This is a genomic window from Azospirillum sp. TSO35-2 (genome assembly GCF_003116095.1).
GTDB lineage: Bacteria > Pseudomonadota > Alphaproteobacteria > Azospirillales > Azospirillaceae > Azospirillum.
In genome coordinates this window covers 808,878-831,224 of record NZ_LGRA01000018.1, presented here as the reverse complement: position 1 = coordinate 831,224, position 22,347 = coordinate 808,878, and the positions used below count along the sequence as shown (strand labels likewise).

Below are 22,347 nucleotides of genomic sequence, written 5' to 3'. Positions count from 1 at the left end.
CGCAAATCCCTCTCCCATCCCGGGAGGGGGATGTTCGCATCACGCCGCCGCTCTCCACCTCGATCCCGAGTTTCCGCCCATGTCCCGTCTGTCCGGCCGCATCGCTCTCGTCACCGGCGCCTCGCGCGGCATCGGCGCCGCCGTCGCCAAGCGGTTCGCCGCCGAAGGCGCCCACCTGATCCTGGTCGCCCGCACCGTCGGCGGGCTGGAGGAGACGGACGACGCCATCCAGAAGCTGTCCGGCCAGTCGGCCACCCTGGTGCCGATGGACCTGCGCGATTACGACAAGATCGACCAGCTCGGCGGCGCCCTCTACGAGCGGTTCGGCAAGGTCGACGTCGTCGTCGGCAACGCCGGCGCGCTGGAGGCGCTGGGCCCGGTCGCCCAGTACGACCCGAAGCTGTGGTCGCGGGTGATGGACCTCAACGTCACCGCCAACTACCGGCTGATCCGCTCGATGGACCCGCTGCTGCGGGCGTCGGGCACCGGCCGGGCGATCTACGTGACCTCCGCCGCCGCCAAGGCGCCGCACCATTACTGGATGCCCTACGGCGCCAGCAAGGCGGCGCTGGAGATGATCGTCAAGACCTACGCGCTGGAGGTCGCCGGCTCCACCGTCCGCGTCAACATGATCGACCCCGGCGTGGTGGCGACCAAGCTGCGCACCCAGGCCTTCCCCGGCGAGAACCCCGCCAGCGTCGCCCAGCCCGACCAGGTCACCGACCGCTTCGTCGAGCTGGCCGAGGCGTCCTGCACCCGGCACGGCGAGATCGTCCAGGCGCAGTGATGTCGGGTGCATGACCGGCCAATCCGGTCGAGACGGATAGGGGGAGGATGCGGATCGCCGCCGCATCCTCCCTTTCCGATTCCGGCCTTTGGTGCCGGCCCCCCTACGCCCCTGCCACCTTGGTCCGCGTCCGCTTCACCGTGGTCGGCGGCGGGGCGTCGCCGCTGGGGTCGTCCAGGGCGTGGAGCAGGCGTTCCTTGATCTTCGCCAGCTTGCCCTCATGGGTGACCTTCAGGCCGAAGACGTCCTTCACATAGAAGACGTCGATCGCCTTCTCGCCGAAGGTCGACACCTTGGCCGAGCTGATCTGCAGCGTCAGGTTCGACAGCGCCCGGGTCAGGTCGTACAGCAGCCCCGGCCGGTCGCGCCCGTTCACCTCGATCACCGTGTGGGTGGTGGAGGCGTTGTTGTCGATCAGCACGCGCGGCGGCACGTGGAAGACGCGGGTGCGGCTGGCCTGGGTGTTGCGCCGGGCCGACAGGTCGTTCAGCGGCTTCAACTGGCCCGACAGCACCTTCTCGATCATCACCGACAGCTTGGCCAGCTTGTCGCTGCTCTCGAACGCCCCGCCGCCGGCGGCGTCCTGCACCGAGAAGACGTCGAGCGCCATGCCGTTGGTCATGGTGAAGATGCGGGCGTCGACGATGTCGGCCCCGGTCGCCGCCAGCGCCCCGGCCAGCCGCGAGAACAGGCCGCTGTGGTCGGTGGCGTAGATCGTTACCTCGGTCACCGCCCGGCCGCGGTCGACGCGGGTGTCGATGGTCAGCGGGCGCTGGTTGCGCTCGGCGTCGCGGACGATGCGGGCCTGATGGGCCAGCGTGTCGGTGTCGAAGGCCAGCCAATAGGCCGGGTAGCCCAACCCCTTGTGATGCTCGAACGCCGCGTCGTCGAAATCGGACAGCTCGGCCCGCAGCGCCGCCTGGGCGGCCTGGATGCGCCGGCCGCGGCCTTCGACCATCATGCCGCCCGACATCACCTCTTCGGACCGGTTGTACAGCTCGCGCAGCAGCGTGGCCTTCCAGTTGTTCCAGCGCTGCGGCCCGACGGCGCGGATGTCGGCGACGGTCAGCACCAGCAGCAGCCGCAACCGCTCCGGCGACTGGACCAGCGCCACGAAGTCGCGGACGGTCTTGTCGTCCTCCAGGTCGCGCTTGAAGGCGGTGTGCGACATGGCGAGGTGCCAGCGCACCAGCCACGCCACCGTCTCCGTCTCTTCCGCGGTCAGCCCCAGCCGCGGGCACAGCTTTTCCGCCACCCGGGCGCCCAGCACCGAATGGTCGCCGCCGCGGCCCTTGGCGATGTCGTGCAGCAGCACGGCGACGTACAGCGCCCGCTTCGACACCACCTTGTGGATCACCTCGGTCGACAGCGGCAGCTCGTCGACATGCTCGCGCGACGCGATCTTGTGCAGGATGCCCAGCGCGAACAGCGTGTGCTCGTCCACCGTGTAGACATGGTACATGTCGTACTGCATCTGCGCCACCACCCGGCCGAAGTCGGGGATGAAGCGGGCCATCACCCCGGCCTCGTTCATCCGGCGCAGGGTGATTTCCGGGTCCTTGGGGCCGGTCAGGATGTCCAGGAACAGCCGGTTGGCCTCCGGGTCGGCGCGCAGCTTCGGCCCGATCGCCGACAGCGACCGGGTGATGGCGCGCAACGCCGCCGGGTGGACGTCGATGTCGTGGATCTGGGCGGTGTGGAACAGCCGGATCATGTCGATCGGCTGTTCCTTGAACTGCTTGTCGCTGCGGGCGTTCAGCCGCTCGCCGTCGACGACGAAACCGTCAACGTCCTTGCGCCGGGCGACCGAGGCCAGCCGCAGCAGGTTGAACTTGGGCGGCCGCTTCGATTCCGCCTCCAGCGCCGCGCAGAAGATGCGCGTCAGGTCGCCGACGTCCTTGGCGACCAGGAAGTAATGCTTCATGAAGCGCTCGACACCCTTGGTGCCGGCGTGGTCGGTGTAGCCCATCGCCGCGCCGATCGAGGTCTGCACGTCGAAGGTCAGGCGGTCTTCCAGCCGGCCGGTCTGGTAATGTAGGTGGCAGCGCGCCGTCCACAGGAAGTTCTGCGCCTTGGCGAAGCGCTGCGCCTCCTCCGGCATCAGCACATGCTTGCCGACCAGCTCGTCGACGCCCTCGACGCGGTACAGGTACTTGGCGATCCAGAACAGCGTCTGCAGGTCGCGCAGGCCACCCTTGCCGTCCTTCAGGTTGGGTTCCAGCACATAGCGGCTGTCGCCCATCTTCAGGTGGCGGTTGTCGCGCTCGGCCAGCTTGGCCTCGACGAACTCGGGGCCGGTGCCGGCGACGACCTCCTTGTCGTAGCGCTTGCGCAGCTCGTTGAACAGCTTGCCGGGGCCCCAGAGATAGCGCGACTCCAGGATGGCGGTGCGGATGGTGACGTCGGCCTTCGACTGGCGGATGCACTCGTCGACGCTGCGCACCGCGTGGCCGACCTTCAGCCCCAGATCCCACAGGATGTAGAGCATATACTCCACGACCTGCTCCACCCGCGGCGTCCGCTTGTAGGGCAGCAGGAACAGCAGATCGATGTCGGAGAAGGGCGCCAGCTCGCCGCGGCCGTAGCCGCCGGTCGCCGCCACGTCGAACACCTCGCCGGAGGTCGGGTTGGCGGTCGGGAAGATGTGGCGCACCGTGAAGTCGGCCAGCGTGCCGACCAGCCGGTCGGCCAGATAGCAGTTCTCGCGCACGCACTGCTCGCCCGACCCGCCGGCCTCGAAGCGCTGCCGCACCTCCGCCCGGCCCTCGGCCAGCGCCTTGCGCAGGCAGGCCAGCAGGGCGGCGCGCAGCTTGTCGCCGACGCCGAGTTCGGCGACCAGATCCTCAAGCTCCCCCGACAATTTGCGGCGGGAGATGATGGCGCGCTTGTTGGGGATCGCGGGCGACGGGGCGTCGGGCGGCACCGGCGCTTTGGTACGGGCGGACAGCATCGGTCGGGAAGAACCTCGGCGTTCGGGCGGTCCGGACGGGCCGCACCATTCGCACTATAGCGTTAAAGCCTTCAGGTAGCACGCCCGCACTGGAAAACCAGTCCAGCCACCCGCCGGGACACAAACCGCGCGCGCACCCACAACAAAGTTGCCGCCGCGAGTGACGGCCGTCACAGCGCACCCGCCGTTGCAAGCGCCAGAGTGGTGCCACCCGGAAGACGGGCATTTTGGAACGGGAGACGGGACATGTCGGGCCGGACCACAGCGGGACGGGTAGGCGGACGATCCACCGGGCGCAAATCCGGGGCGGGGCAGGGTGTCCGGGCGCGGCGCGAGCTTGCGGCGCTGAACGACGCGCTGGCCCTGGCGGAGCGCGGTCTTGGCCACCAGTCGGCGGCGACGCTGATGGCCCGCCTGTTGCGTGTCGCGGCGATGCACCCGAAGGCGGTCGACGACACGCTGATGTGGCAGGTGACCGACCTCGTCGCCGGCGCCGACGTCGCCGAAAGCGTCAAGCTGACGCTGATCCGCATGGGCTGGGCCTCGATCGTCCAGGCCCAGTACCGCGATTACGGCCTGCGTCTGGTCGATGGCGGCCGCGGGGCCCAGGCGCGCGCGGCCTGAGGGCCGGGCTTGGGGCCGGGCTTCCAGCGGCAGGATCGACCCGGCAGCTTTTTCCAGCCGGCAGGGTGGAACCCACGGCGTTTTGGGTCAAGCCGTTGATCGATCGGCGGTTTCATCTCTGCACGAGGCTTGCATCGCGGTTCGTCGCGTCGGCCGGTCCGCGGTCGGGCGTCGGACCCATCGGTCGAAAGAAACCGCGATGCAGATCACCGGCTATCCCGCCAGCCTCTACGGCCAGACATCGACGGCCCAGACGCTAAGCCGCCGGAACGACACCGCCACCGGGGAATCGGCCAGCGCGACCGGCACGACCAGCGCGACCGACGCCTACCTCGCCGAGGCGAAGAAGACGCCGGCGCAGCGGTTGCGCGACGATTGGCTCGCCCGTCACAAGCTGACGGAAGACGAGCTGAACAGCATGCCATCCGAAAAGCGTGACGCGATCAACAAGGAGATCGCCGAGGAGTTGAAGCGCAAGCTGACCGGCCAGGACGCCCGCCGCGGCGCGACGGTCGACCTGACCGCCTGAGCGCTTGGCCCTACGCCTCGCGCGTCGTGACGTGGACGTTGCCGCCGCCTTCGCGTTCCAGGATCGCGGCGGCGCGCCGCTCCTCCTCCGGCGAATCGACCAGCACCCACAGGATGACGCCGCCGGCCTCCAGGGCGCGGGTGAACTCGTCGGGCTTGGGGTGGCTGGTCAGCTCGTCCAGATAGTCCTTGATCGCCACGCCGCCGACGCTGGCGGCGACCAGCGCCGCGATGGCCGCCTCGATCGGGCCGCCGACGATGGCGATCAGTCCGGCGGTGGTCAGGGGGAAGGCGTATTTCAGCTCGCCCACCAACCCGGTCAGCGCCTCGTCCCGCGGCTTGGCCGTCGGGTCCGCCGCTTCCAGCGAGGTGTGGCTGGCCAGGACCGACAGGTCGGCGCGGTCGAAGCCGGCCTCCAGCAGGGCCCCGACCGCCCGGTCGAAGCCGGCGCGGGTGGAGAAGAGGGCAACGACCTCCCGCACCTCGGCGGGCGCGCTGTATTCGGTCGTCTGCGTCATGGTGGCCGTCTCCCAAATGATGGTCGGAGCTTCACGTCCGATTTGCAGGCCGCGGCCGGCGAAGCCCGCCGCAGCCATCCCACCATTGTAACGACCGGTGGAGAGCGGCCGTCAACCTCAACCGCCGCATGGCCGGAATCCGGGGCACGCGTCCGATTGTCCCATGGCGGGCCTGTCGATGGCCGACCGGTCGCCGGCGATGACCCGGCCATCCCGCCTATCCCGCCGCTGCATATCCCGTGATAGGGTGCGCCCCATCGCAACGTCCGCCACCACCTCATGGTTCCCGTGCCCGACATGGCCTCCACCACCGTCCCCACCGCGTCCGACATCGTGATCCCCGCCGACGCCACGCCGATGATGGCGCAGTATCTGGAGATCAAGCGGGCGCATCCGGACTGCCTGCTGTTCTACCGGATGGGCGATTTCTACGAGATGTTCTTCGACGACGCGGTGAATGCCGCGGCGGCGCTCGACATCGCGCTGACCAAGCGCGGCCAGCACATGGGCGAGGACATCCCGATGTGCGGCGTGCCGGTGCACAGCCACGAGAATTACCTGCAGCGCCTGATCCGCCAGGGCTTCCGCGTCGCCATCTGCGAGCAGATGGAGGATCCGGCGGAGGCCAAGAAGCGCGGCGGCAAGTCGGTGGTGAAGCGCGGCGTCATCCGCATCGTCACCCCCGGCACCCTGACTGAGGACAGCCTGCTCGACGCCCGCTCCTCCAACTGGCTGGCGGCGGTGGCGGAGGCGGCGGGCGGCCTCGGCCTCGCCTGGCTGGAGATGTCGACCGGCGAGCTGGTGGTGCAGCCGGTGGAGCGCGCCGGGCTGGGCGCCGCGCTCGGCCGGCTCGACCCGCAGGAGGTGCTGGTCTCCGAAAAGCTGTCGCAGACACCGGAGCTGTTCGAGCTGTGGGGCGAGTGGAAGTCGCGCCTGACGGTGCAGCCGACCCCGCGGTTCGACAGCGAGAACGGCCGGCAGCGGCTGCTGTCGCAGTATGGCGTCGGCACGCTCGACGCCTTCGGCACCTTCACCCGGGCCGAGGTGGCGGCGGCCGGCGCGCTGGTCGGCTATGTCGAGCTGACGCAGAAGGGCCGGGTGCCCCGCCTGTCTCCGCCGCGCCGGCTCGGGCCGGGGGCGGTGATGGAGATCGACGCCTCGACCGGCCGCAATTTGGAACTGACCCGCACCCTGACCGGGGAGCGGCGCGGCAGCCTGCTCGCCACCATCGACCGCACGGTGACCGGAGCGGGCGCCCGGCTGCTCTGCGCCCATCTGGCGGCGCCGCTGACCGACCCCGCCGCGATTGCCCGCCGGCACGACATGGTGGAGTTCGCGCTGACCGAGGACCGGTTGCGCGGCGAACTGCGCGAGGCGCTGCGCCGCTGCCCGGATCTGGAACGGGCGCTGTCGCGCCTGACGCTCGGCCGCGGCGGTCCGCGCGACTTGGCCGCCATCCGCGACGGGCTGATGCAGGCCGGGCTGATCCGCCAGCTGCTCGGCACCGTCCACCCGCTGCCCGACGGGTTGGGCGCGCTCGACAAGCGGCTGGGCGTGCACACCGAACTGGTGGACCAGTTGACCCAGGCGCTGGCGCCGGAACTGCCGCTGCTCGCCCGCGACGGCGGCTTCATCGCCCGCGACTACAGCTACGCCCTGGACGAGCTGGTGACGCTGCGCGACGAGAGCCGGCGGCTGATCGCCGGCCTGCAGAGCAAATACGCCGAGCTGGCCGGGGTGCCGGCGCTGAAGATCAAGCACAACAACGTGCTGGGCTACCACATCGAGGTCACCGCCACCCACGCCGACAAGCTGATGTCGGACAAGGGTCGCGAGGTCTTCATGCACCGCCAGACCATGGCGAACGCGGTGCGCTTCGGTACGGTGGAGCTGTCCGACCTGGAGCGCCGCATCTCCGAGGCGGCCGACCGGGCGCTGGCGGTGGAGCTGGAGCTGTTCGCCGGGCTGGTCGAGGCGGTGGCCGGCCGTGCCGACGCCATCGCCCAGGCGGCGCACGCGCTGGCCGCGCTCGACGTCGCCACCTCGCTGGCCGAATTGGCGGACGAGCGGCGCTACAACCGGCCGGTCGTCGACGACAGCCTGACCTTTTCCATCCAGGGCGGCCGCCACCCGGTGGTGGAGGCGGTGCTCGACGCCGGCCATTCCGGCCCCTTCGTCGCCAACGACTGCGATCTGGCGCCGGACAACCGGTTGTGGCTGCTGACCGGCCCCAACATGGCCGGCAAATCGACCTTCCTGCGCCAGAACGCGCTGATCACCGTGCTGGCGCAGATGGGCAGCTTCGTCCCGGCCGAGCGGGCGCACATCGGCGTGGTCGACCGGCTCTACAGCCGGGTCGGCGCCGCCGACGACCTCGCCCGCGGCCGCTCGACCTTCATGGTGGAGATGGTGGAGACGGCGGCGATCCTGAACCAGTCCGGCGCCCGCGCCCTGGTCATCCTCGACGAGATCGGCCGCGGCACCGCCACCTTCGACGGCCTGTCGATCGCCTGGGCCTGCGTCGAGCATCTGCACGACGTCAACCGCTGCCGCGCCCTGTTCGCCACCCATTATCACGAGCTGACCATGCTGGCGGCCAAGCTGCCGGCGCTGTCCTGCCACACCATGCGGATCAAGGAGTGGCAGGGCGATGTGGTCTTCCTGCACGAGGTGACGGCGGGGGCGGCCGACCGCAGCTATGGCATCCACGTCGCCAAGCTGGCCGGCCTGCCGCCGGCGGTGGTCGGCCGGGCGGAATCGGTGCTGAAGCTGCTGGAGAGCGGCGACCAGAACGCCACCATCCACCGCCTCGCCGAAGACCTGCCGCTGTTCAGCGCCGCCCTGAAACGCGCCCCGGCCAAGCCGGAGGCCGCACCCGAAGCCCCTCCCGCCGGCCCATCACCGGTGGAAGCGGCGCTGTCCAGCATCGACCCCGACAGCCTGACCCCCCGGCAAGCGCTGGAAGAACTCTACCGCCTGCGCGGCCTGATGCGGGGATAGAACAATCCCCCTCTCCCCGGGGGGGAGAGGGGGATTCTTACCGTCCACCCCTCACGGCGCCATGAAGACGCTGGGGTGGCGGCCGACCTCGCCGCTGCCGGTGTCCTTGGCGATCACCGACACGTCGGTCGACCCGGACTTCGCCGCCGCCGCCGGCACCTTGACGAAGACGCGGTAGGTCGCCACCGAGTCGGGCTGGGCGTTCAGCGTCAGGCTGGCACCGCTGCCGACGCTGTCGTCGCCGACCACCGAGAGCTGGGCGCCGGGCAGCCCGTCGATCGACACGACGTAGTTGCGGGCGATGTGCGTCTTGTTCAGCACCTTGATGGTGTAGGCGTTCTGCACCGTGCCGTCCGACAGCGCGACGAACAGCGGCGCCCGATCGCGCAGCACGCTGACGTCCAGCGTCGGGCGCATCAGCAGGGCGATGCCCATGGCGCAGCCGACGACCAGCATGATCAGCGAGTAGATCACCGTGCGCGGCCGCACCAGCTTCACCCGCTCCGGCTTGCCGTCGATCTTGGCGATTTGGTTCGACTGGGTGTCGAAGCGGACGAGGTCGATCGGCCGGCCGATCTGCCGCATGACGTCGTTGCAGGCGTCGACGCACAGGCCGCAGCCGATGCACGAGATCTGCTGGCCTTCGCGGATGTCGGTGCCGGTCGGGCAGACCTGGACGCACTGCTTGCAGTCGATGCAGTCGCCCAAGCCCGCCGCCTGCCGCTCGTCCCAGCTCTGCGACTTGCGCATCGGGCCGCGGCCCTCGCCGCGCCAGTCCTCGTAGGTGACGAGGAAGGTGTCCTCGTCGACCATCGCCGACTGGAAGCTGCGCCACGGGCAGACATAGATGCAGATCTGCTCGCGCGCCCAGCCGGCGAAGAAATAGGTCGTAAAGCTGAACAGCGCGATGAAGGTGGCGACGCCGCTGGTCAACTGCCCGTGCAGCATCTCGTTCATCAGCGTCGGCGCGTCGTTGAAGTAGAACACCCACGCCCCGCCGGTCAAAAGCGAGATGCCGAGCCACGCCGCGTGCTTGGCCGCCTTCTTGCCCAGCTTCGACGCGGTCATCGGCGCCTTGTCCAGGCGGATGCGGGTGGTGCGCGGGCCTTCGATCTTGCGCTCCACCCACATGAACAGGTCGGTCCACACCGTCTGCGGGCAGGCGTAGCCGCACCAGATGCGGCCGGCCAGCGTGGTGGCGAAGAAGATGCCGAAGGCGCCCAGGATCAGCAGGCCGGTCAGGTAATAGACCTCCTGCGGCCAGATCTCGATCCAGAAGAAGTAGGCGCGGCGACCGACCATGTCGATCAGCACCGCCTGGTCGGGGATGCCGGGGGCGCGTTCCCAGCGAATCCAGGGCGTGATGTAGTAGATCGCCAGCAGGGCGATCAGCGCCGCCCACTTGATCCGGCGGAAGGTGCCGTGCACGTCGGCGGCGTAGACCTTCGGCCGGTTGATGAACCAGTGGCGGCCCGGATCCTCGTGGGTCTCGCCATGGGCGGGGGCCGACGGTTGCGGAGCGGGCGCCGGAGTGGGACGGCGGGTGAGGGTGTCTTCTTGGCGTACGGACATGGCGTGATTCCTCGGCCGTCGATGGACGGTGACGTCAGCTTCGTCCCTTATCCATAAGACTTCCGTGATGGAGTCACATTGCGCGATATCAATTCACGCGCGGATTCCCGTCCTACCCCGGATTTTGGTTCCCGGATTTCAGCCCTCTCAGCCGTTCTGCCCGCGCAGTTCCGCCAGCCCGTCGTGATAGGCCCGGTCGAACAGCTGCTCCAGCCGGGCGTCGGTGCCGCGCAGGCCGGCGACGACGGCGTGCGCCCATTCGAAATACTCGACCTTGCGGGTCAGCGGCCAGTCGGCCGGCGGGCTGGCGGCCATCGAGCGCAGGTTCGACACCTTGTCGGCCAGCTTCACCAGCCGGGCCCGCGCCGAGGCGTGCGGCGCGGCGTCGATCTGGTGCTGCTTGCGCTCCGCCTTCGACATCCGCTTGTCGTCGGTGGTCTCGGCGACGACCTGCACCACCTCGGTGCCGAACAGCCGCTCGATCTCCTCATAGCTGGCGTCGGTGTCCTCCAGCGTGTCGTGCAGCAGCGCGGCGATCACCACCACCGGGTCCTGGCCGTTGGTCGCCTCGGCCACCAGCAGGGCCACTTCCGACAGGTGGTTGACGTAGGGTTCGGCGCGCACGCCCTTGCGGCGCTGGTCGATGTGCTTGTGCGCGGCGAAATCCAGCGCGCGGGCGAAATCCAGCAGGGGAGCGTTCAGCAGGCTCATGGTGTTCTCTCTGGTACGGCGCTACTCTCCGCCCGAGACCCCGCGCGAAGGACCGCTCATGTTCACGAGTTTCTTCTTCGATCTGCGCAAGGCCGGCGTCCCCGTCTCGCTGACGGAGTACCTGACGCTCATGGAGGCCATGAAGCAGGGCACCGCGTCCTTCCGCGTCGAGGACTTCTATTACCTCAGTCGTTCCTGTCTGGTTAAGGACGAACGCAACCTCGACCGCTTCGACCGCGTCTTCGCCGCGACCTTCAAGGGCCTGACCGGCGAGGGCGGCGAGGCCGGCGCCGAAGTGGCGGTCACCGACCTGCCGGAGGAGTGGCTGCGCAAGCTGGCCGAGCGCTTCCTGACCGACGAGGAAAAGGCGCAGGTCCAGGCGCTCGGCGGCTGGCAAAAGCTGATGGAGACGCTGGCCCAGCGGCTGGCCGAGCAGCAGGGCCGCCACCAGGGCGGTTCGAAATGGATCGGCACGGCGGGCACCTCGCCCTTCGGCGCCTACGGCTACAACCCGGAGGGCGTGCGCATCGGCCAGCAGGGCAGCCGCCACCGCCGCGCCGTGAAGGTGTGGGACCGCCGCGACTTCAAGAATCTGGACGACCGGGTGGAGATCGGCACCCGCAACATCAAGGTGGCGCTGCGGCGCCTGCGCAAGTTCGCCCGCAGCGGCGCCGCCAGCGAGCTGGACCTGCCCGGCACCATCCGCGCTACCGCCACCAACGCCGGCTGGCTCGATCTGAAGATGGTGCCGGAGCGGCACAATTCGGTGAAGGTGCTGCTGTTCCTCGACGTCGGCGGCTCGATGGACGACCACATCCGTCTGGTCGAGGAGCTGTTCTCCGCCGCGCGCAGCGAATTCAAGCACCTGGAGCACTTCTACTTCCACAACTGCGTCTACGAGGGCGTCTGGCGCGACAACGCGCGGCGCCACGCCGAGCGCACCCCGACCTGGGACGTGCTGCACACCTACCCGGCCGACTACAAGCTGGTCTTCGTCGGCGACGCCGCCATGAGCCCCTACGAGATCGTCTACCCCGGCGGCAGCGTCGAGCACTGGAACGAGGAGGCCGGCGAGGTGTGGATGCAGCGCCTGCTGTCGGTCTACGCCAAGTCGGTCTGGCTGAACCCGACCCCGCCGCAATACTGGGACTACTCGGAAAGCACCCGCCTGCTCCAGCGCCTGATGAACGGCCGGATGTTCCCCCTGACGCTGGAGGGGCTGGACGGGGCTATGCGGGAGTTGTTGCGATAATAAGCTCCATATTGGTCAGCGATCGGTGGAGAGTTGTTCTAAATCGGTTATTTGAGATTTATTGAACAGAGACTTTTGATGCGAAATCATTGAATGTTGTTTGCTGAAGGTCCTTGATTGAAGCAACCACCCCGACAAAATTTGGAACCGTTTTGTTGACGTTTTCATTTGATATTCTATTCCTTGAGAACGCTGGCTCAAGCTGATTTGATAGAGAAAGCATCATATCAACAATCGGCTTCCATAGAGATACAGCTGCAAATGGGCTTACGTTTTGCCGAAACTGAAGATCAAATCGGTTTGGAATTGGCTTTGATAGAATTGTCTCCATGCACTGAGATATAACATGCAGCAATAAGTAATTGGCTCCCTTATTATTGAGGAAATCGAGGCTTGTTTTCTGGATTTTTGTTAAGGAATTACCATCTTTTTTATCCATATTTGTGAGATCTAGCCTTCTGTCATTAATGGACGTAAGTAGTGAGTAGCAGAATACAATATGCCGAGCGGTAGTACGTTCGGTGAAAATGTGCCTGTAGTTACTGTCGTTTGTCCATAGTTCCGATTTCTTGTCGTAAGCTGTAACAGGATTGCCGTGAAAGGCCGCGAGAGACTGTCCAACAGTATAAGAAGGAAGTGTGAATTTACTTCTTTTGATCGCGTCGCTTGCGCCTCCGCGCCTTCCTCCTTCGTACTCGGCGTCAGGAATCTTTTCGAATTCTGTCCTGAGGCGTTCTTGGATTTGGTCAGCACTTCGAAAATCCGCAGCCTGCAGCTTGTTTTGAAGATTGTTATATCTAACGACATCCGCTACAATAGAGTCTTTATTGGCTTTTACAAAGCGGATCGGGATTTTCAATCCGGCTGAAGGCTTATTGTCGAGGTTCCCAATTGAGCCTGTAGTCTGTGCCCCATTTACAATCGCAATTCCAGTAATCTTGAGCTTTCTGCCACTTCTGGAGCGGCGACCGATTTCAAAGTCCAATACGAGCGCTGTAATTCCGTTGTTGTATACGTAGAAGTTGTTTGGTTGTGTGTTGGCGGTTTTTTTGATCCCGTTGTTAATATTCGAATCGCTATCACGAGATCCTAGGTATCCGCGAAGATTTGCAGAAAATAGATCCGTCCCATATTGATGGTAAAGATTGTATAGCCATTCTCCATTCACATTTGTAACAACTGAGCTCCAGTCAGTCTCAATTGTTTCCACGACATCAGGAACTATGAGGGAAAATTCATCTGTTACAATTACCGTTCTTTCAGCCTGCATATAAAGGTGGCCTATTTTTTTATTACACATTTCTTCTGCAAATATATTAATATCTCGACCTGTTTCATAGCGGTTTAAAGCCACACGCGCTGAATTTTCGACCGCGCGCAGCTCGTCTTCAACATTCTTGGAAGAGGGGGCGTTGTGCACATACCAGATAAAAAGTTGTTTTACATCACCAGATGAAATTGCTGATCGAAGCTCGTCAGCTTTTCCTTTGAGTGATGCCGGCAATTGATCAATGTCGGCAGACAAAAGCCAAGAAATAGCAGTGTTAAGATCGGAAGCTTTGTTAGAGGGGGCTGATTGTCTTAACTTCTGAGAGACATAGCATTGCGCTATGACAGCTATTCTTCTTTCTTTGTCGACATATAGAACGTCACACTTTTTGTCATCACCTCCTCCTGTGATTGATTCTGCTGCTATTGTCTGAATATCGTCTAAATTGAAACGAAGATTGATCGCAAAGACGCCGATGGCATCATCAGTAAGCCCATAGTTATCTTTCATAATATTGAATGCGCTAAACCAGCCTGCATCAGCGTCGCTATTCATGATAAAATCTCTGGTTGCAGTTATGCGGATAGATGGAAATCATATCCTTCAGCTGTGCATTTCTGCAACCAGATTTATATTAGTTTTTCTGAAAACTCAAACACGGGGATGCGTCGTGAGCGGAGCTACTAATATACGAATACGTTTAGGTTGCCGTCAACGGCTAGCTGTCAAATTCCTATCGTTTCGATGCTGAAGTGCGCTGGGGAGTTGAGTCGCTTCGTTTCCAATGAAGTTAAGGTGTGTCAAAATCACCCCACCACCCGCCGATACAGGTGCCACGTCGCGTGCCCCAGCACCGGCATGACGACGGCCAGCCCGACGAAGGCCGGCAGGCACCCGAGCACCAACAGCGCCGTCACCATCACCCCCCACAGCGCCATCGGGCCGGGGTTCGCCATCACCGCGCGGATCGAGGTCTGCATGGCGATGATCCAGTCCACCTCGCGGTCGAGCATCATCGGGAAAGACACGACGCTCAGCGCCAGCGCGGTCATGGCGAAGATCAGGCCGACCGCGTTGCCCAGCACGATCATCTGCCAGCCCTCCGGCGTGGTGATGGCCAAGTGGGCGAAGGCGCCGACGCTGTCCGGCTGCAGGCGGCCCAGCGTGTGGTCGTAGACGATCTGCGCCGCGCCCAGCCACAGCACATACAGCGTCAGCATCAGCAGCCCCAGCGCCGCGATCGACCAGATCGCCCGCGAGTGGAAGACGTCCAGCGCGTTGACCCAGGACACCGGCTTGCCGTCCTCGCGGCGGCGGCTCAGTTCATAGACGCCGACGGCGGCGAGCGGGCCGACGAAGGCGAGGCCGGCGACCAGCGGGTAGAACAGCGGCAGCAGGTCGCCGCCATAGGCCGCGCGCGCGGCGACCAGACCGACCAGCGGGTAGATCACGCTCAGGAACAACAGTTGCGTCGGCGCGGCGAGGAAGTCGCGCCAGCCCAGCGCCAGCGATTCGCCCAGGGTGTGGGCGTCGATCCGGCGGATGCGGATGTCGTGGGGGACCACCAATCGGTCGCTCAGCGGGATGTGGTGGTCGGGCATGGTCCAGCGGTTTGCCATGGCGGGACGGCTCCCTCTTCCCTGGGCGGCCCGGCGGGGGGTGGACGGGCCGGCGGTGCGGCGGCACAGGATGGCTCGATCCGCGGGTCGGGCGGGGCGGCGTGCGTCGGCCGGCCGGGCGGGACGGGGATCGGGTCGCGGTCGGGACAGGATACACCCGGCGGCGGCGGCGGGCACCGCGAATGGTGGGTATACGAACATTTTCCCGGCGAGGGGCCGTGCCGGTCGATGGTCCCGGCGTCGGCAACAGGGATTTCCAACCTACTGTTGCCCGCGACAGCCGGCAGAGTTGGGAAATAACACCTAATTCGCCCTGGAGGACCCGATGCCCGCCGATTGCCTGCCTCCCACCCACCTCCTGTCCACCGACAGCCTTCCGCGCTGGGCCGACGAACCGCCGGTTCCGCCCGAGGGCTCGCTGGTCCCCGGTTCGCGCTTCCACGAGGAGCAGTGGGTCATGGCCGCCGGCATGCTGGCGCGCGGCGCCTCGTTCCAGCAGGTCGCCCGCGCCATGGGCTGCAGCCGCACCACGCTGTGGCGGGCCTATTACGGCGCGCAAGCCTTCCGCGTCCGGGTGTGGTGGGAGCGGCAGGCGTTGAACCGGGAGTCGGAACTGCGGCTCGGCTCGCTCCGCGCCCAGGTGACGGAGCAGATCGAACGGCTGGTGTCGGCCGGCGATCCGTCGACGGTGCGCTGGCTGGCCGAGCGGCTTGGCCTGTTCAAGGAGCTGGACACCAAGGACGCTGCCGCCGCCCCCGCGGCCACCACCCCCGCCCCCGAACCGCTGCCCGCCGATCCGCAGCCGGCTCCTCCCGCCGCCGCCGACCCGGCTGCCGCCTTCGACGACGACTCCGTCCCCGGCGCCTTCCGCGAACGCACGCCGCCCGATCCGCACGCCGTCGCCGCCATCCTCGCCCGGCCGGAGGGGGACGGGCCGAAGGGCGTCTATCCCTGGTCGTTGAACCCCGATGATCCCTTCCCCAACCTCGGCTCGGTGCTGGAACGGCGGGGCGGGCAGGGGGCGTTCCCGCGCCGTGGCTGACCGGATGGAACCGTGGAACGCCGCCGGGGAAACGGTTCAGGGGGTTTCAAACGTTCCATCCGCCGTTCCGCCCCGTCCGTCTGACACAACGTGCAACACTGTTACAGTAAGCAATTTTTAGGACGCATGGTACGTTCCACCACCTGTGCATGATGGAGCATTCCATGAAGAACGCATACGTATTGGGTGTGCTGCTGCCCCTGGCGCTGGCCGCCGCACCGGGCGCCTCGGCCGCCACCGCCACCGCCCCGGCCAAGGACAGCGCGGCGGCGGGCGAGAGCGTCGGCAACCCGCCGGTGCTCGGCAACTCGGCGACGCCGCGCGCCGGCTCGCTGCTGCTGCGTCCGCCGACGGCGACCGCGCGGCCGCACACCGGACAGGCGCGCAACCTCGACCTGTTCGTGACCTTCACCGACGGCTTCATCCGCAACCCGCCGCAGGGCCGTCCCGACCCGGTGCGGCTGCGCAGCTACCGCGGCACCAGCGTCGACCCCAACCATCCCTACGTCGCGCCGACGATCGAGGCGACGCCGGGCGACACCGTGCGGATCAAGCTGCACAACGATCTGCCGGCCGATCCGGACTGCACCCACCAGCCGGCGGCGGACATCAACACGCCGCACTGCTTCAACGGCACCAACCTGCACAGCCACGGCGTCTGGGTCAGCCCGACCGGCAACAGCGACAATGTGCTGGTGTCGATCAACCCCGGTGTCAGCTTCGAGTATGAATACAACATCCCGGCCGACCATCCGGCGGGCACCTACTGGTACCACCCGCACCGCCACGGCTCGACCGCGCTGCAGGTCGGCAGCGGCATGGCCGGCGCCTTCATCATCCGCGGCGACCGTCCGCCGACCGAGGCGGCGAACGGCGACCTCGACACCCTGCTGACGAGCCGCAAGGGCCGGGCGATGACCGACCGGGTGCTGCTGATGGAGCAGATCCCCTACGCCTGCACCAAGGACGGCAAGCTGAAGCACAAGGCCGACGGCTCCATCGACTGGAGCTGCGCCGCGGGCGAGGTCGGCGAGATCGTGTCCTACGACCAGTTCGCGCCGCAAACCTGGGAACAGTCCGGCCGCTTCACCACGATCAACGGCCGCGTCCGCCCGATGTTCGCCAACGCCGTCACCGGGCAGGCCGAGCGCTGGCGGCTGATCCACGCCGGCGTGCGCTCCCCGATCACGGTGGAGTTCCGCAAGCTCGACATCACCGACTTCTTCGCCCGTGAAAAGGCCCTGTCGGCGGCCAACCAGGACCGCTTCGTCAAGGATCTGTGCGTCGGAAAGCCGGTGCCCTACATCCTGGCCGCGTCGGACGGGCTGACCATGGGGCAGGGGCAGGTGCGCACCAGCGTGCCGATGCAGCCCGGCTACCGCGACGACCTGCTGGTCAACTTCCCCGAGGCCGGCATCTACTGCGTGGTGAACAAGGGCGCCGCCGCCAACAGCAGCCCCGACCAGGCCGCCACCTCGACCGGCGTGCTGGGCTTCGTCCGCGTCAAGGGCGACCGGGTGGTCAAGGACCCGGTGAAGGCGACGCTCCGCCAGCTCTCCGCCAACGCCGGCAAATACGCCCCCGCGGTGGCGCGGCAGGTGGTCGCCGACCTGAACGCCCGCTGCGACGGTGCGCTGGCGGCCGACACCCCCTATTGCCCGCGCTTCAGCAAGTTCACCGCCCACCCGACGGTGACCGACCAGGAGGTGAAGGGCCAGCCCAAGCAGGAACTGGTCTTCTACATCAACCTGCCGACCGCGACCTCGACGCTGAAGGCGGCGCAGTTCCAGGTCGCCAACGACGTCCAGGTGGTGGAGAACCCTGACGGCACCTATGGCCCGAAGGGCGCCAGCGCCTACCAGCCCGCCGTCGTCGACCGGCCGGTGGTGCTCGGCACCGCCCAGCAGTGGGAACTGCAGTCCTACTTCGTCAGCCATCCCTTCCACATCCACGTCAACCCGTTCGAGATCATGGCGATCATCGGCCCCGACGGGCGCGACGTCAGCGAACCCGGCTCGGGCGATCCGGACTATGCCGGCATGAAGGGCGTGTGGAAGGACACCATCTGGGTGAAGAGCGACATCACCAGCGCGCTCAGCTCGACCGAGCCGCCGAAGGGCACCTACAAGGTGGTCATCCGCACCCGCTACGAACGCTTCATCGGTGAGTATGTCCTGCACTGCCACATCCTCGACCACGAGGACCAGGGCATGATGCAGAATGTCAGCATCGGCGTTCCCGACGGCCATGGCGGCACCGCCGGCGCCCATCATTGACGACGGGCCGTGCCTCCTTCTCCTTTCGGGTGAGAGGGGGGCATCACCCCCGATGCTGCGATCCGTCGCTGCCTCCAACCATTGAAAAAGCCCCCGGTTTCCGTCTACGGTCGCGCGTCCCCTTGGAGTGAGTGCATGCGCGATATCACCCCCGTCACGGTCGCCCCCGGCGACGGCATCGGCCCCGAGATCATGGACGCGGTGCTCTATGTGATGAACGCGGCCGGCGCGCGGCTGAAGGTGGAAGAGGTGCCGGCGGGCGAATCGGTCTACAAGCGCGGCCATCCGGGCGGGCTGGACGCCGCCGGCTGGGGCTCGATCCGCCGGACGCGGGTCTTCCTCAAGGGGCCGATCACCATGCCCCAGGGCTATGGCAACAAGTCGCTGAACGTGGTCGCCCGCACCACGCTGGGGCTGTTCGCCAACGTGCGGCCCTGCGTGTCCTACCACCCCTATGTGCGGACCCGGCACCCGCGGATGGACGTCGTCATCATCCGCGAGAACGAGGAGGACCTCTACGCCGGCATCGAGCACCGGCAGACCGACGACGTCATCCAGTCGGTCAAGCTGATCTCGCGGCCGGGGTCGGAGCGGATCGTCCGCTATGCCTTCGACTTCGCCCGCTCCAACCACCGGGAAAAGGTGACGGCCTTCGTCAAGGACAACGTCATGAAGATGACGGACGGGCTGTTCCTGAAGATCTTCTACGAGATCGCCGCGGATTATCCGGAGATCAAGGCCGACCACATGATCGTCGACATCGGCGCCGCCCGGCTGGCCGACCAGCCGGAACGCTTCGACGTCATCGTCACCCTCAACCTCTACGGCGACATCGTCTCCGACATCGCCGCCCAGCTCACCGGGTCGGTCGGGCTGGCCGGTTCCGCCAACATCGGCGAGACCTGCGCCATGTTCGAGGCGATCCACGGCTCCGCCCCGATGATCGCCGGGCAGGGCATCGCCAACCCGTCGGGCCTGCTGATGGCGGCGGTGATGATGCTGGTCCACATCGGCCAGGGCGACATCGCCGCGCGCATCCACAACGCCTGGCTCAAGACGATCGAGGACGGCATCCACACCGCCGACATCTACGCCCGCGGTCTGGGCCGGGTCCGCGCCGGCACCCACGCCTTCGCCGAGGCGGTGGTGGAACGGCTGGGCCAGACGCCGGTGACCATGCCGCCGGTCGGCTACTCCACCGCGCGGCCGGCCTATGACGGCGTCAACCGGCTGGCACCGCGCGTCCGCGCCGTGAAGGAGCTGGTCGGGGTCGACGTCTTCCTGCAATGGTCGGGCGGGCTGCCCGACGATCTGGCAGAGCTGATCCTGCCGCTGTCGACCGAGGCGCTGACGCTGGTCAGCATCTCCAACCGCTCGCAGCGGGTCTGGCCCGACGGCCACGCCGACGTCTTCTGCACCGACCACTGGCGCTGCCGCTTCCTGGCCCAGCACGGCCCGGTGCAGCACAGCGCCATCGTCGAGCTGCTGGGCCGGCTGGCCGAGGCCGGGATCGACTTCACCCAGACCGAAAACCTCAGCAACTTCGACGGCAAGGCCGGCTTCTCCACCCCGGGCCAATAGCGGATGGGGCGTCGGGGAATAAAACACCGGCCGGGAGCGTCCCATGACTGACGACGCCATCCCCGGACCCGACATGAGCCCGCCCGACATCGACGACCGCGCCATCGCCGCGCATGTGCCGCGGCTGCGGCGCTACGCCACCGCGCTGGTCGGCAACCGGTCGGACGCCGACGATCTGGTGCAGGACTGCGTGGAAAAGGCGCTGTCCAACCGCCACGCGCTGCGCGACCCGTCGAAGCTCGGCGGCTGGCTGATGACCATCCTGCACAACCTGCACATCTCCGGCCAGCGTGGACGGCGGCGGCGCGGGGCCGAGGTGCCGGTCGAGGATCTGGCCGACGATCTGGCGCTGAGCGCACCGCCGGCCGACCGTGGCGCGGTGCGCGACTTCGTCCGCGCCTTCGCCCAGTTGACCGACGAACACCGCACCATCCTGCTGCTGACCGGGATGGAGGGGCTGTCCTACCGCGAGGTGGCGGAGGTGCTGGAACTGCCGATCGGGACGGTGATGTCGCGGCTGGCCCGCGCACGGGAAAAGTTGAGGGTCCTGCTGGACGGTGGTTCCCAGCAGGTGGTGAGGAGGATCAAGTGATGAGCGCCGACCGCAATCCCGTGACCGAGGCCGAGCTGCACGCCTGGCTCGACGGCGAGTTGCCGGAGGAACGCCTGGCGGCGGTCGAGCGCCATCTGGCGGACCATCCCGAGGTCGCCCAGCGCTTCGATCGCTACCGCGCGCAACGCACCCTGCTGGGGCAGAGCTTCGGCCCGCTGATCGACCGGCCGGTGCCCGACGCCCTGACGCCGCCCTTCACCCTGCGCGAGCGCGCCGAACCGGTCCGCGGTCCTTGGGGCAGCGGGTGGGGCAGGGGGGCGCTGTGGGGCATGGCGCTGGCCGCTTCGCTGCTGGTGTTCGTCGCCGGCGGGGCCAGTGGCTGGCTGCTGCGCGACCGCGTCGGCTGGCGCGCCGACCCGCTGACCGCCGCCTTCATCGCCGACGCCGTCGCCGCCCACCGAGTCTTCTCCGTCGAGGTCCGTCACCCGGTGGAGGTCGGCATCGACCAGGAGGCGCATCTGGTCAACTGGCTGTCGAAACGGCTGGGAAAGAGCATGCGTTGCCCAACGGTCACACGCGGCGGCTATCAGCTGATCGGTGGCCGTCTGCTGGCGGATTCCGCTGGCCCTGTGGCCTTGTACATGTACGAGGATGCGGCCGGGCGTCGCATTACGTTGTACATCCGCCCCGCTCCCAACACCTCAGGTTCGGCCTTCCGCTTCGCCGCCGACGGCGGCGTCCACGCTTTGTATTGGCAGGACAACGGGTTGGCGCTCGCCGTCACCGGCGAACTCGATCGGGATACCCTGTCCGGCATCGCCGAGGAGGTCTATGGCGCGCTGAACTCATGAGTCTAAGCGCGGACTTATCAACAGGAATGTTGCCGCGCCCCTCTATCGTTCGCGGCGTTCATCTGGTAGCTTCCTCACCGGCTGGCACAAAATGTTGCGGCTTATGGAAAACGGCGCTAGACCGTGACCCTGTTGCCACAGCAGAACCGGACACCGGATCGGGAGTACTCGGGGATGAGTTGGACGGACGAGCGGATTCAACAGCTCAAGGATCTCTGGTCCCAGGGGTTGAGCGCGAGTGAGATTGCCGACATTCTGGGAGATATCACCCGCAACGCGGTCATCGGGAAGGCTCACCGTCTGGGCTTGTCCGGTCGCCCGTCGCCGATCAAGAAAAAGCCCACCCGCGGGGCGACCATCCTGGCATTGACCGAGCGCATGTGCAAATGGCCGGTCGGCGACCCCAAGCACCAGGATTTCCACTTCTGCGGCAAGAACGCGCTTGCCGGCATGCCCTATTGCGCCGAACACGCCGCCCTGGCCTATCAGCCGACGTCGGGCAGCAAGAAGCGTGACGAGGACCGCAACGTCGGCGCCGCCTGAAGCCTTCGGTGACTGCAAAAAAGCCCGCTCTCGTCAGAGAGGCGGGCTTTTTGCTGTGCCGGCTTGGCGTGGGCGCGGCTTGATGGTTAAATCCCGCCACTTCGGACCCGCTGGGGTCCGCCTTCACGGACGCACACGATGATCGGTCGGAGTTTTCGGGGTGTGGCGGTCACGCTCCTGCTGTTGGTGGCGGCCTTTCCGGCGGCGGCGCTGGAAACCTTCCAGAAATCCAAGCTGACCATCGAAACGGCGAGCGGCGGCAAGTTCCGCTTCGACGTGGAACTGGCGCTGACCCCGGCGCAGCAGGCGCAGGGGCTGATGTTCCGCCAGTCGATGGCGGCCGATGCCGGGATGCTGTTCATCTACGACCGGGTGCAGCCGGCCAGCTTCTGGATGAAGAACACGCTGATCCCCCTCGACATGATCTTCATCGCCGCCGACGGCCGCATCGTGAACATCCACGAGCGCGCGGTGCCGGAATCGCTCGACGGCGTCAATTCCGACGGGCCGGTGAAGGCGATCCTGGAGTTGAACGGCGGCATGACCGCCCGGCTGGGCATCCACCCCGGCGACCGCGTGGTGTCCCCCGATCTCTCCAAGCCGTAGGGGCCAAGCCGTAACGGCCGAGCCGTGCCGGTGACTTTGGCGTAAGCTCCCCCAGATTGTTCCC

Annotated in this window: 18 protein-coding genes; 12 read left to right on the top strand and 6 right to left on the bottom strand. The window is 66.7% G+C overall.

All coding sequences use genetic code 11. The features are described from left to right. Window positions 1-79: 79 nt before the first annotated feature. Window positions 80-787 carry an SDR family NAD(P)-dependent oxidoreductase gene (locus tag TSO352_RS14705; RefSeq protein WP_109108038.1) on the top strand — a complete coding sequence of 236 codons (708 nt, stop codon included), beginning with the start codon at window positions 80-82 and terminating at the stop codon, window positions 785-787. 103 nt (window positions 788-890) lie between these two features. On the opposite strand, the gene TSO352_RS14700 is transcribed toward TSO352_RS14705, so the two are convergent. Next, window positions 891-3,737, bottom strand: a complete 2,847-nt coding sequence (locus tag TSO352_RS14700) for a [protein-PII] uridylyltransferase (RefSeq protein ID WP_109108037.1) — start codon at window positions 3,735-3,737, stop codon at window positions 891-893. A 246-nt stretch (window positions 3,738-3,983) separates the two neighbouring features. Here TSO352_RS14700 and TSO352_RS14695 point away from each other — a divergent pair, with 246 nt between their 5' ends. Together TSO352_RS14695 and TSO352_RS14690 are read left to right on the top strand one after the other, a co-directional pair. Further along, on the top strand, window positions 3,984-4,361 hold the full coding sequence (locus TSO352_RS14695; RefSeq protein WP_247872108.1) for a hypothetical protein: 378 nt from the start codon (window positions 3,984-3,986) through the stop codon (window positions 4,359-4,361). A gap of 199 nt (window positions 4,362-4,560) precedes the next feature. Next, the gene (locus TSO352_RS14690) at window positions 4,561-4,890 is read left to right on the top strand and encodes a hypothetical protein (protein ID WP_109108036.1); all 330 of its coding nucleotides are present in this window, start codon (window positions 4,561-4,563) and stop codon (window positions 4,888-4,890) included. A gap of 10 nt (window positions 4,891-4,900) precedes the next feature. Here the strand turns inward: TSO352_RS14690 and TSO352_RS14685 are convergent, their stop codons facing one another. Then, the gene (locus tag TSO352_RS14685; protein ID WP_109108339.1) at window positions 4,901-5,407 is read right to left on the bottom strand and encodes a hypothetical protein; all 507 of its coding nucleotides are present in this window, start codon (window positions 5,405-5,407) and stop codon (window positions 4,901-4,903) included. 297 nt (window positions 5,408-5,704) lie between these two features. On the opposite strand from TSO352_RS14685, the gene mutS reads away from it, so the two are divergent. Further along, window positions 5,705-8,407 (top strand): DNA mismatch repair protein MutS, encoded by a 2,703-nt coding sequence (mutS, locus tag TSO352_RS14680; RefSeq protein WP_109108338.1) that lies wholly within the window; start codon window positions 5,705-5,707, stop codon window positions 8,405-8,407. Between the two features lie 51 nt (window positions 8,408-8,458). Here mutS and ccoG read toward each other — a convergent pair whose 3' ends face one another. Together ccoG and TSO352_RS14670 are read right to left on the bottom strand one after the other, a co-directional pair. Further along, window positions 8,459-9,979 carry a cytochrome c oxidase accessory protein CcoG gene (gene ccoG / locus TSO352_RS14675; protein WP_109108035.1) on the bottom strand — a complete coding sequence of 507 codons (1,521 nt, stop codon included), beginning with the start codon at window positions 9,977-9,979 and terminating at the stop codon, window positions 8,459-8,461. 147 nt (window positions 9,980-10,126) lie between these two features. Beyond that, window positions 10,127-10,690 (bottom strand): HD domain-containing protein, encoded by a 564-nt coding sequence (locus TSO352_RS14670; RefSeq protein WP_109108034.1) that lies wholly within the window; start codon window positions 10,688-10,690, stop codon window positions 10,127-10,129. A 58-nt stretch (window positions 10,691-10,748) separates the two neighbouring features. Between TSO352_RS14670 and TSO352_RS14665 the strand changes: the two genes are divergently transcribed. Further along, on the top strand, window positions 10,749-11,942 hold the full coding sequence (locus TSO352_RS14665; RefSeq protein WP_109108033.1) for a VWA domain-containing protein: 1,194 nt from the start codon (window positions 10,749-10,751) through the stop codon (window positions 11,940-11,942). Window positions 11,943-12,000: 58 nt separating this feature from the next. On the opposite strand, the gene TSO352_RS14660 is transcribed toward TSO352_RS14665, so the two are convergent. Together TSO352_RS14660 and TSO352_RS14655 are read right to left on the bottom strand one after the other, a co-directional pair. Beyond that, window positions 12,001-13,767, bottom strand: coding sequence for an AIPR family protein (locus tag TSO352_RS14660; protein WP_109108337.1), 1,767 nt, complete (start codon window positions 13,765-13,767; stop codon window positions 12,001-12,003). A gap of 251 nt (window positions 13,768-14,018) precedes the next feature. Beyond that, window positions 14,019-14,831 (bottom strand): DUF2189 domain-containing protein, encoded by an 813-nt coding sequence (locus TSO352_RS14655; protein WP_247872107.1) that lies wholly within the window; start codon window positions 14,829-14,831, stop codon window positions 14,019-14,021. Between the two features lie 325 nt (window positions 14,832-15,156). Between TSO352_RS14655 and TSO352_RS14650 the strand changes: the two genes are divergently transcribed. The 7 genes from TSO352_RS14650 (at window position 15,157) to TSO352_RS14620 (ending at window position 22,283) form a co-directional block, all read left to right on the top strand. Continuing rightward, window positions 15,157-15,873 (top strand): hypothetical protein, encoded by a 717-nt coding sequence (locus TSO352_RS14650; RefSeq protein ID WP_109108032.1) that lies wholly within the window; start codon window positions 15,157-15,159, stop codon window positions 15,871-15,873. Window positions 15,874-16,037: 164 nt separating this feature from the next. Then, window positions 16,038-18,149: a multicopper oxidase family protein gene (locus TSO352_RS14645; RefSeq protein WP_109108335.1), complete on the top strand. Its 2,112-nt coding sequence runs from the start codon at window positions 16,038-16,040 to the stop codon at window positions 18,147-18,149. A 135-nt stretch (window positions 18,150-18,284) separates the two neighbouring features. After that, the gene (locus tag TSO352_RS14640) at window positions 18,285-19,730 is read left to right on the top strand and encodes an NADP-dependent isocitrate dehydrogenase (RefSeq protein ID WP_109108031.1); all 1,446 of its coding nucleotides are present in this window, start codon (window positions 18,285-18,287) and stop codon (window positions 19,728-19,730) included. Between the two features lie 43 nt (window positions 19,731-19,773). Continuing rightward, complete coding sequence (locus TSO352_RS14635) at window positions 19,774-20,322, top strand: RNA polymerase sigma factor (RefSeq protein ID WP_109108030.1); 549 nt, start codon at window positions 19,774-19,776, stop codon at window positions 20,320-20,322. Further along, window positions 20,322-21,134, top strand: coding sequence for an anti-sigma factor (locus TSO352_RS14630; protein WP_109108029.1), 813 nt, complete (start codon window positions 20,322-20,324; stop codon window positions 21,132-21,134). Before TSO352_RS14635 ends, TSO352_RS14630 begins: the two co-directional genes overlap by 1 nt. A gap of 174 nt (window positions 21,135-21,308) precedes the next feature. After that, window positions 21,309-21,677 carry a GcrA family cell cycle regulator gene (locus TSO352_RS14625; protein WP_109108028.1) on the top strand — a complete coding sequence of 123 codons (369 nt, stop codon included), beginning with the start codon at window positions 21,309-21,311 and terminating at the stop codon, window positions 21,675-21,677. A 162-nt stretch (window positions 21,678-21,839) separates the two neighbouring features. Continuing rightward, entirely contained in the window at window positions 21,840-22,283 is a 444-nt protein-coding gene (locus TSO352_RS14620) for a DUF192 domain-containing protein (protein WP_348770620.1), read from the top strand. Window positions 22,284-22,347 lie beyond the last annotated feature (64 nt).

Coding starts and splice junctions, on each gene's coding strand:
- TSO352_RS14705 (WP_109108038.1), top strand. CDS start 80: ATGTCCCGTCTGTCCGGCCGCATCGCTCTCGTCACCGGCGCCTCGCGC.
- TSO352_RS14700 (WP_109108037.1), bottom strand. CDS start 3,737: ATGCTGTCCGCCCGTACCAAAGCGCCGGTGCCGCCCGACGCCCCGTCG.
- TSO352_RS14695 (WP_247872108.1), top strand. CDS start 3,984: ATGTCGGGCCGGACCACAGCGGGACGGGTAGGCGGACGATCCACCGGG.
- TSO352_RS14690 (WP_109108036.1), top strand. CDS start 4,561: ATGCAGATCACCGGCTATCCCGCCAGCCTCTACGGCCAGACATCGACG.
- TSO352_RS14685 (WP_109108339.1), bottom strand. CDS start 5,407: ATGACGCAGACGACCGAATACAGCGCGCCCGCCGAGGTGCGGGAGGTC.
- mutS (WP_109108338.1), top strand. CDS start 5,705: ATGGCCTCCACCACCGTCCCCACCGCGTCCGACATCGTGATCCCCGCC.
- ccoG (WP_109108035.1), bottom strand. CDS start 9,979: ATGTCCGTACGCCAAGAAGACACCCTCACCCGCCGTCCCACTCCGGCG.
- TSO352_RS14670 (WP_109108034.1), bottom strand. CDS start 10,690: ATGAGCCTGCTGAACGCTCCCCTGCTGGATTTCGCCCGCGCGCTGGAT.
- TSO352_RS14665 (WP_109108033.1), top strand. CDS start 10,749: ATGTTCACGAGTTTCTTCTTCGATCTGCGCAAGGCCGGCGTCCCCGTC.
- TSO352_RS14660 (WP_109108337.1), bottom strand. CDS start 13,767: ATGAATAGCGACGCTGATGCAGGCTGGTTTAGCGCATTCAATATTATG.
- TSO352_RS14655 (WP_247872107.1), bottom strand. CDS start 14,831: ATGGCAAACCGCTGGACCATGCCCGACCACCACATCCCGCTGAGCGAC.
- TSO352_RS14650 (WP_109108032.1), top strand. CDS start 15,157: ATGCCCGCCGATTGCCTGCCTCCCACCCACCTCCTGTCCACCGACAGC.
- TSO352_RS14645 (WP_109108335.1), top strand. CDS start 16,038: ATGAAGAACGCATACGTATTGGGTGTGCTGCTGCCCCTGGCGCTGGCC.
- TSO352_RS14640 (WP_109108031.1), top strand. CDS start 18,285: ATGCGCGATATCACCCCCGTCACGGTCGCCCCCGGCGACGGCATCGGC.
- TSO352_RS14635 (WP_109108030.1), top strand. CDS start 19,774: ATGACTGACGACGCCATCCCCGGACCCGACATGAGCCCGCCCGACATC.
- TSO352_RS14630 (WP_109108029.1), top strand. CDS start 20,322: ATGAGCGCCGACCGCAATCCCGTGACCGAGGCCGAGCTGCACGCCTGG.
- TSO352_RS14625 (WP_109108028.1), top strand. CDS start 21,309: ATGAGTTGGACGGACGAGCGGATTCAACAGCTCAAGGATCTCTGGTCC.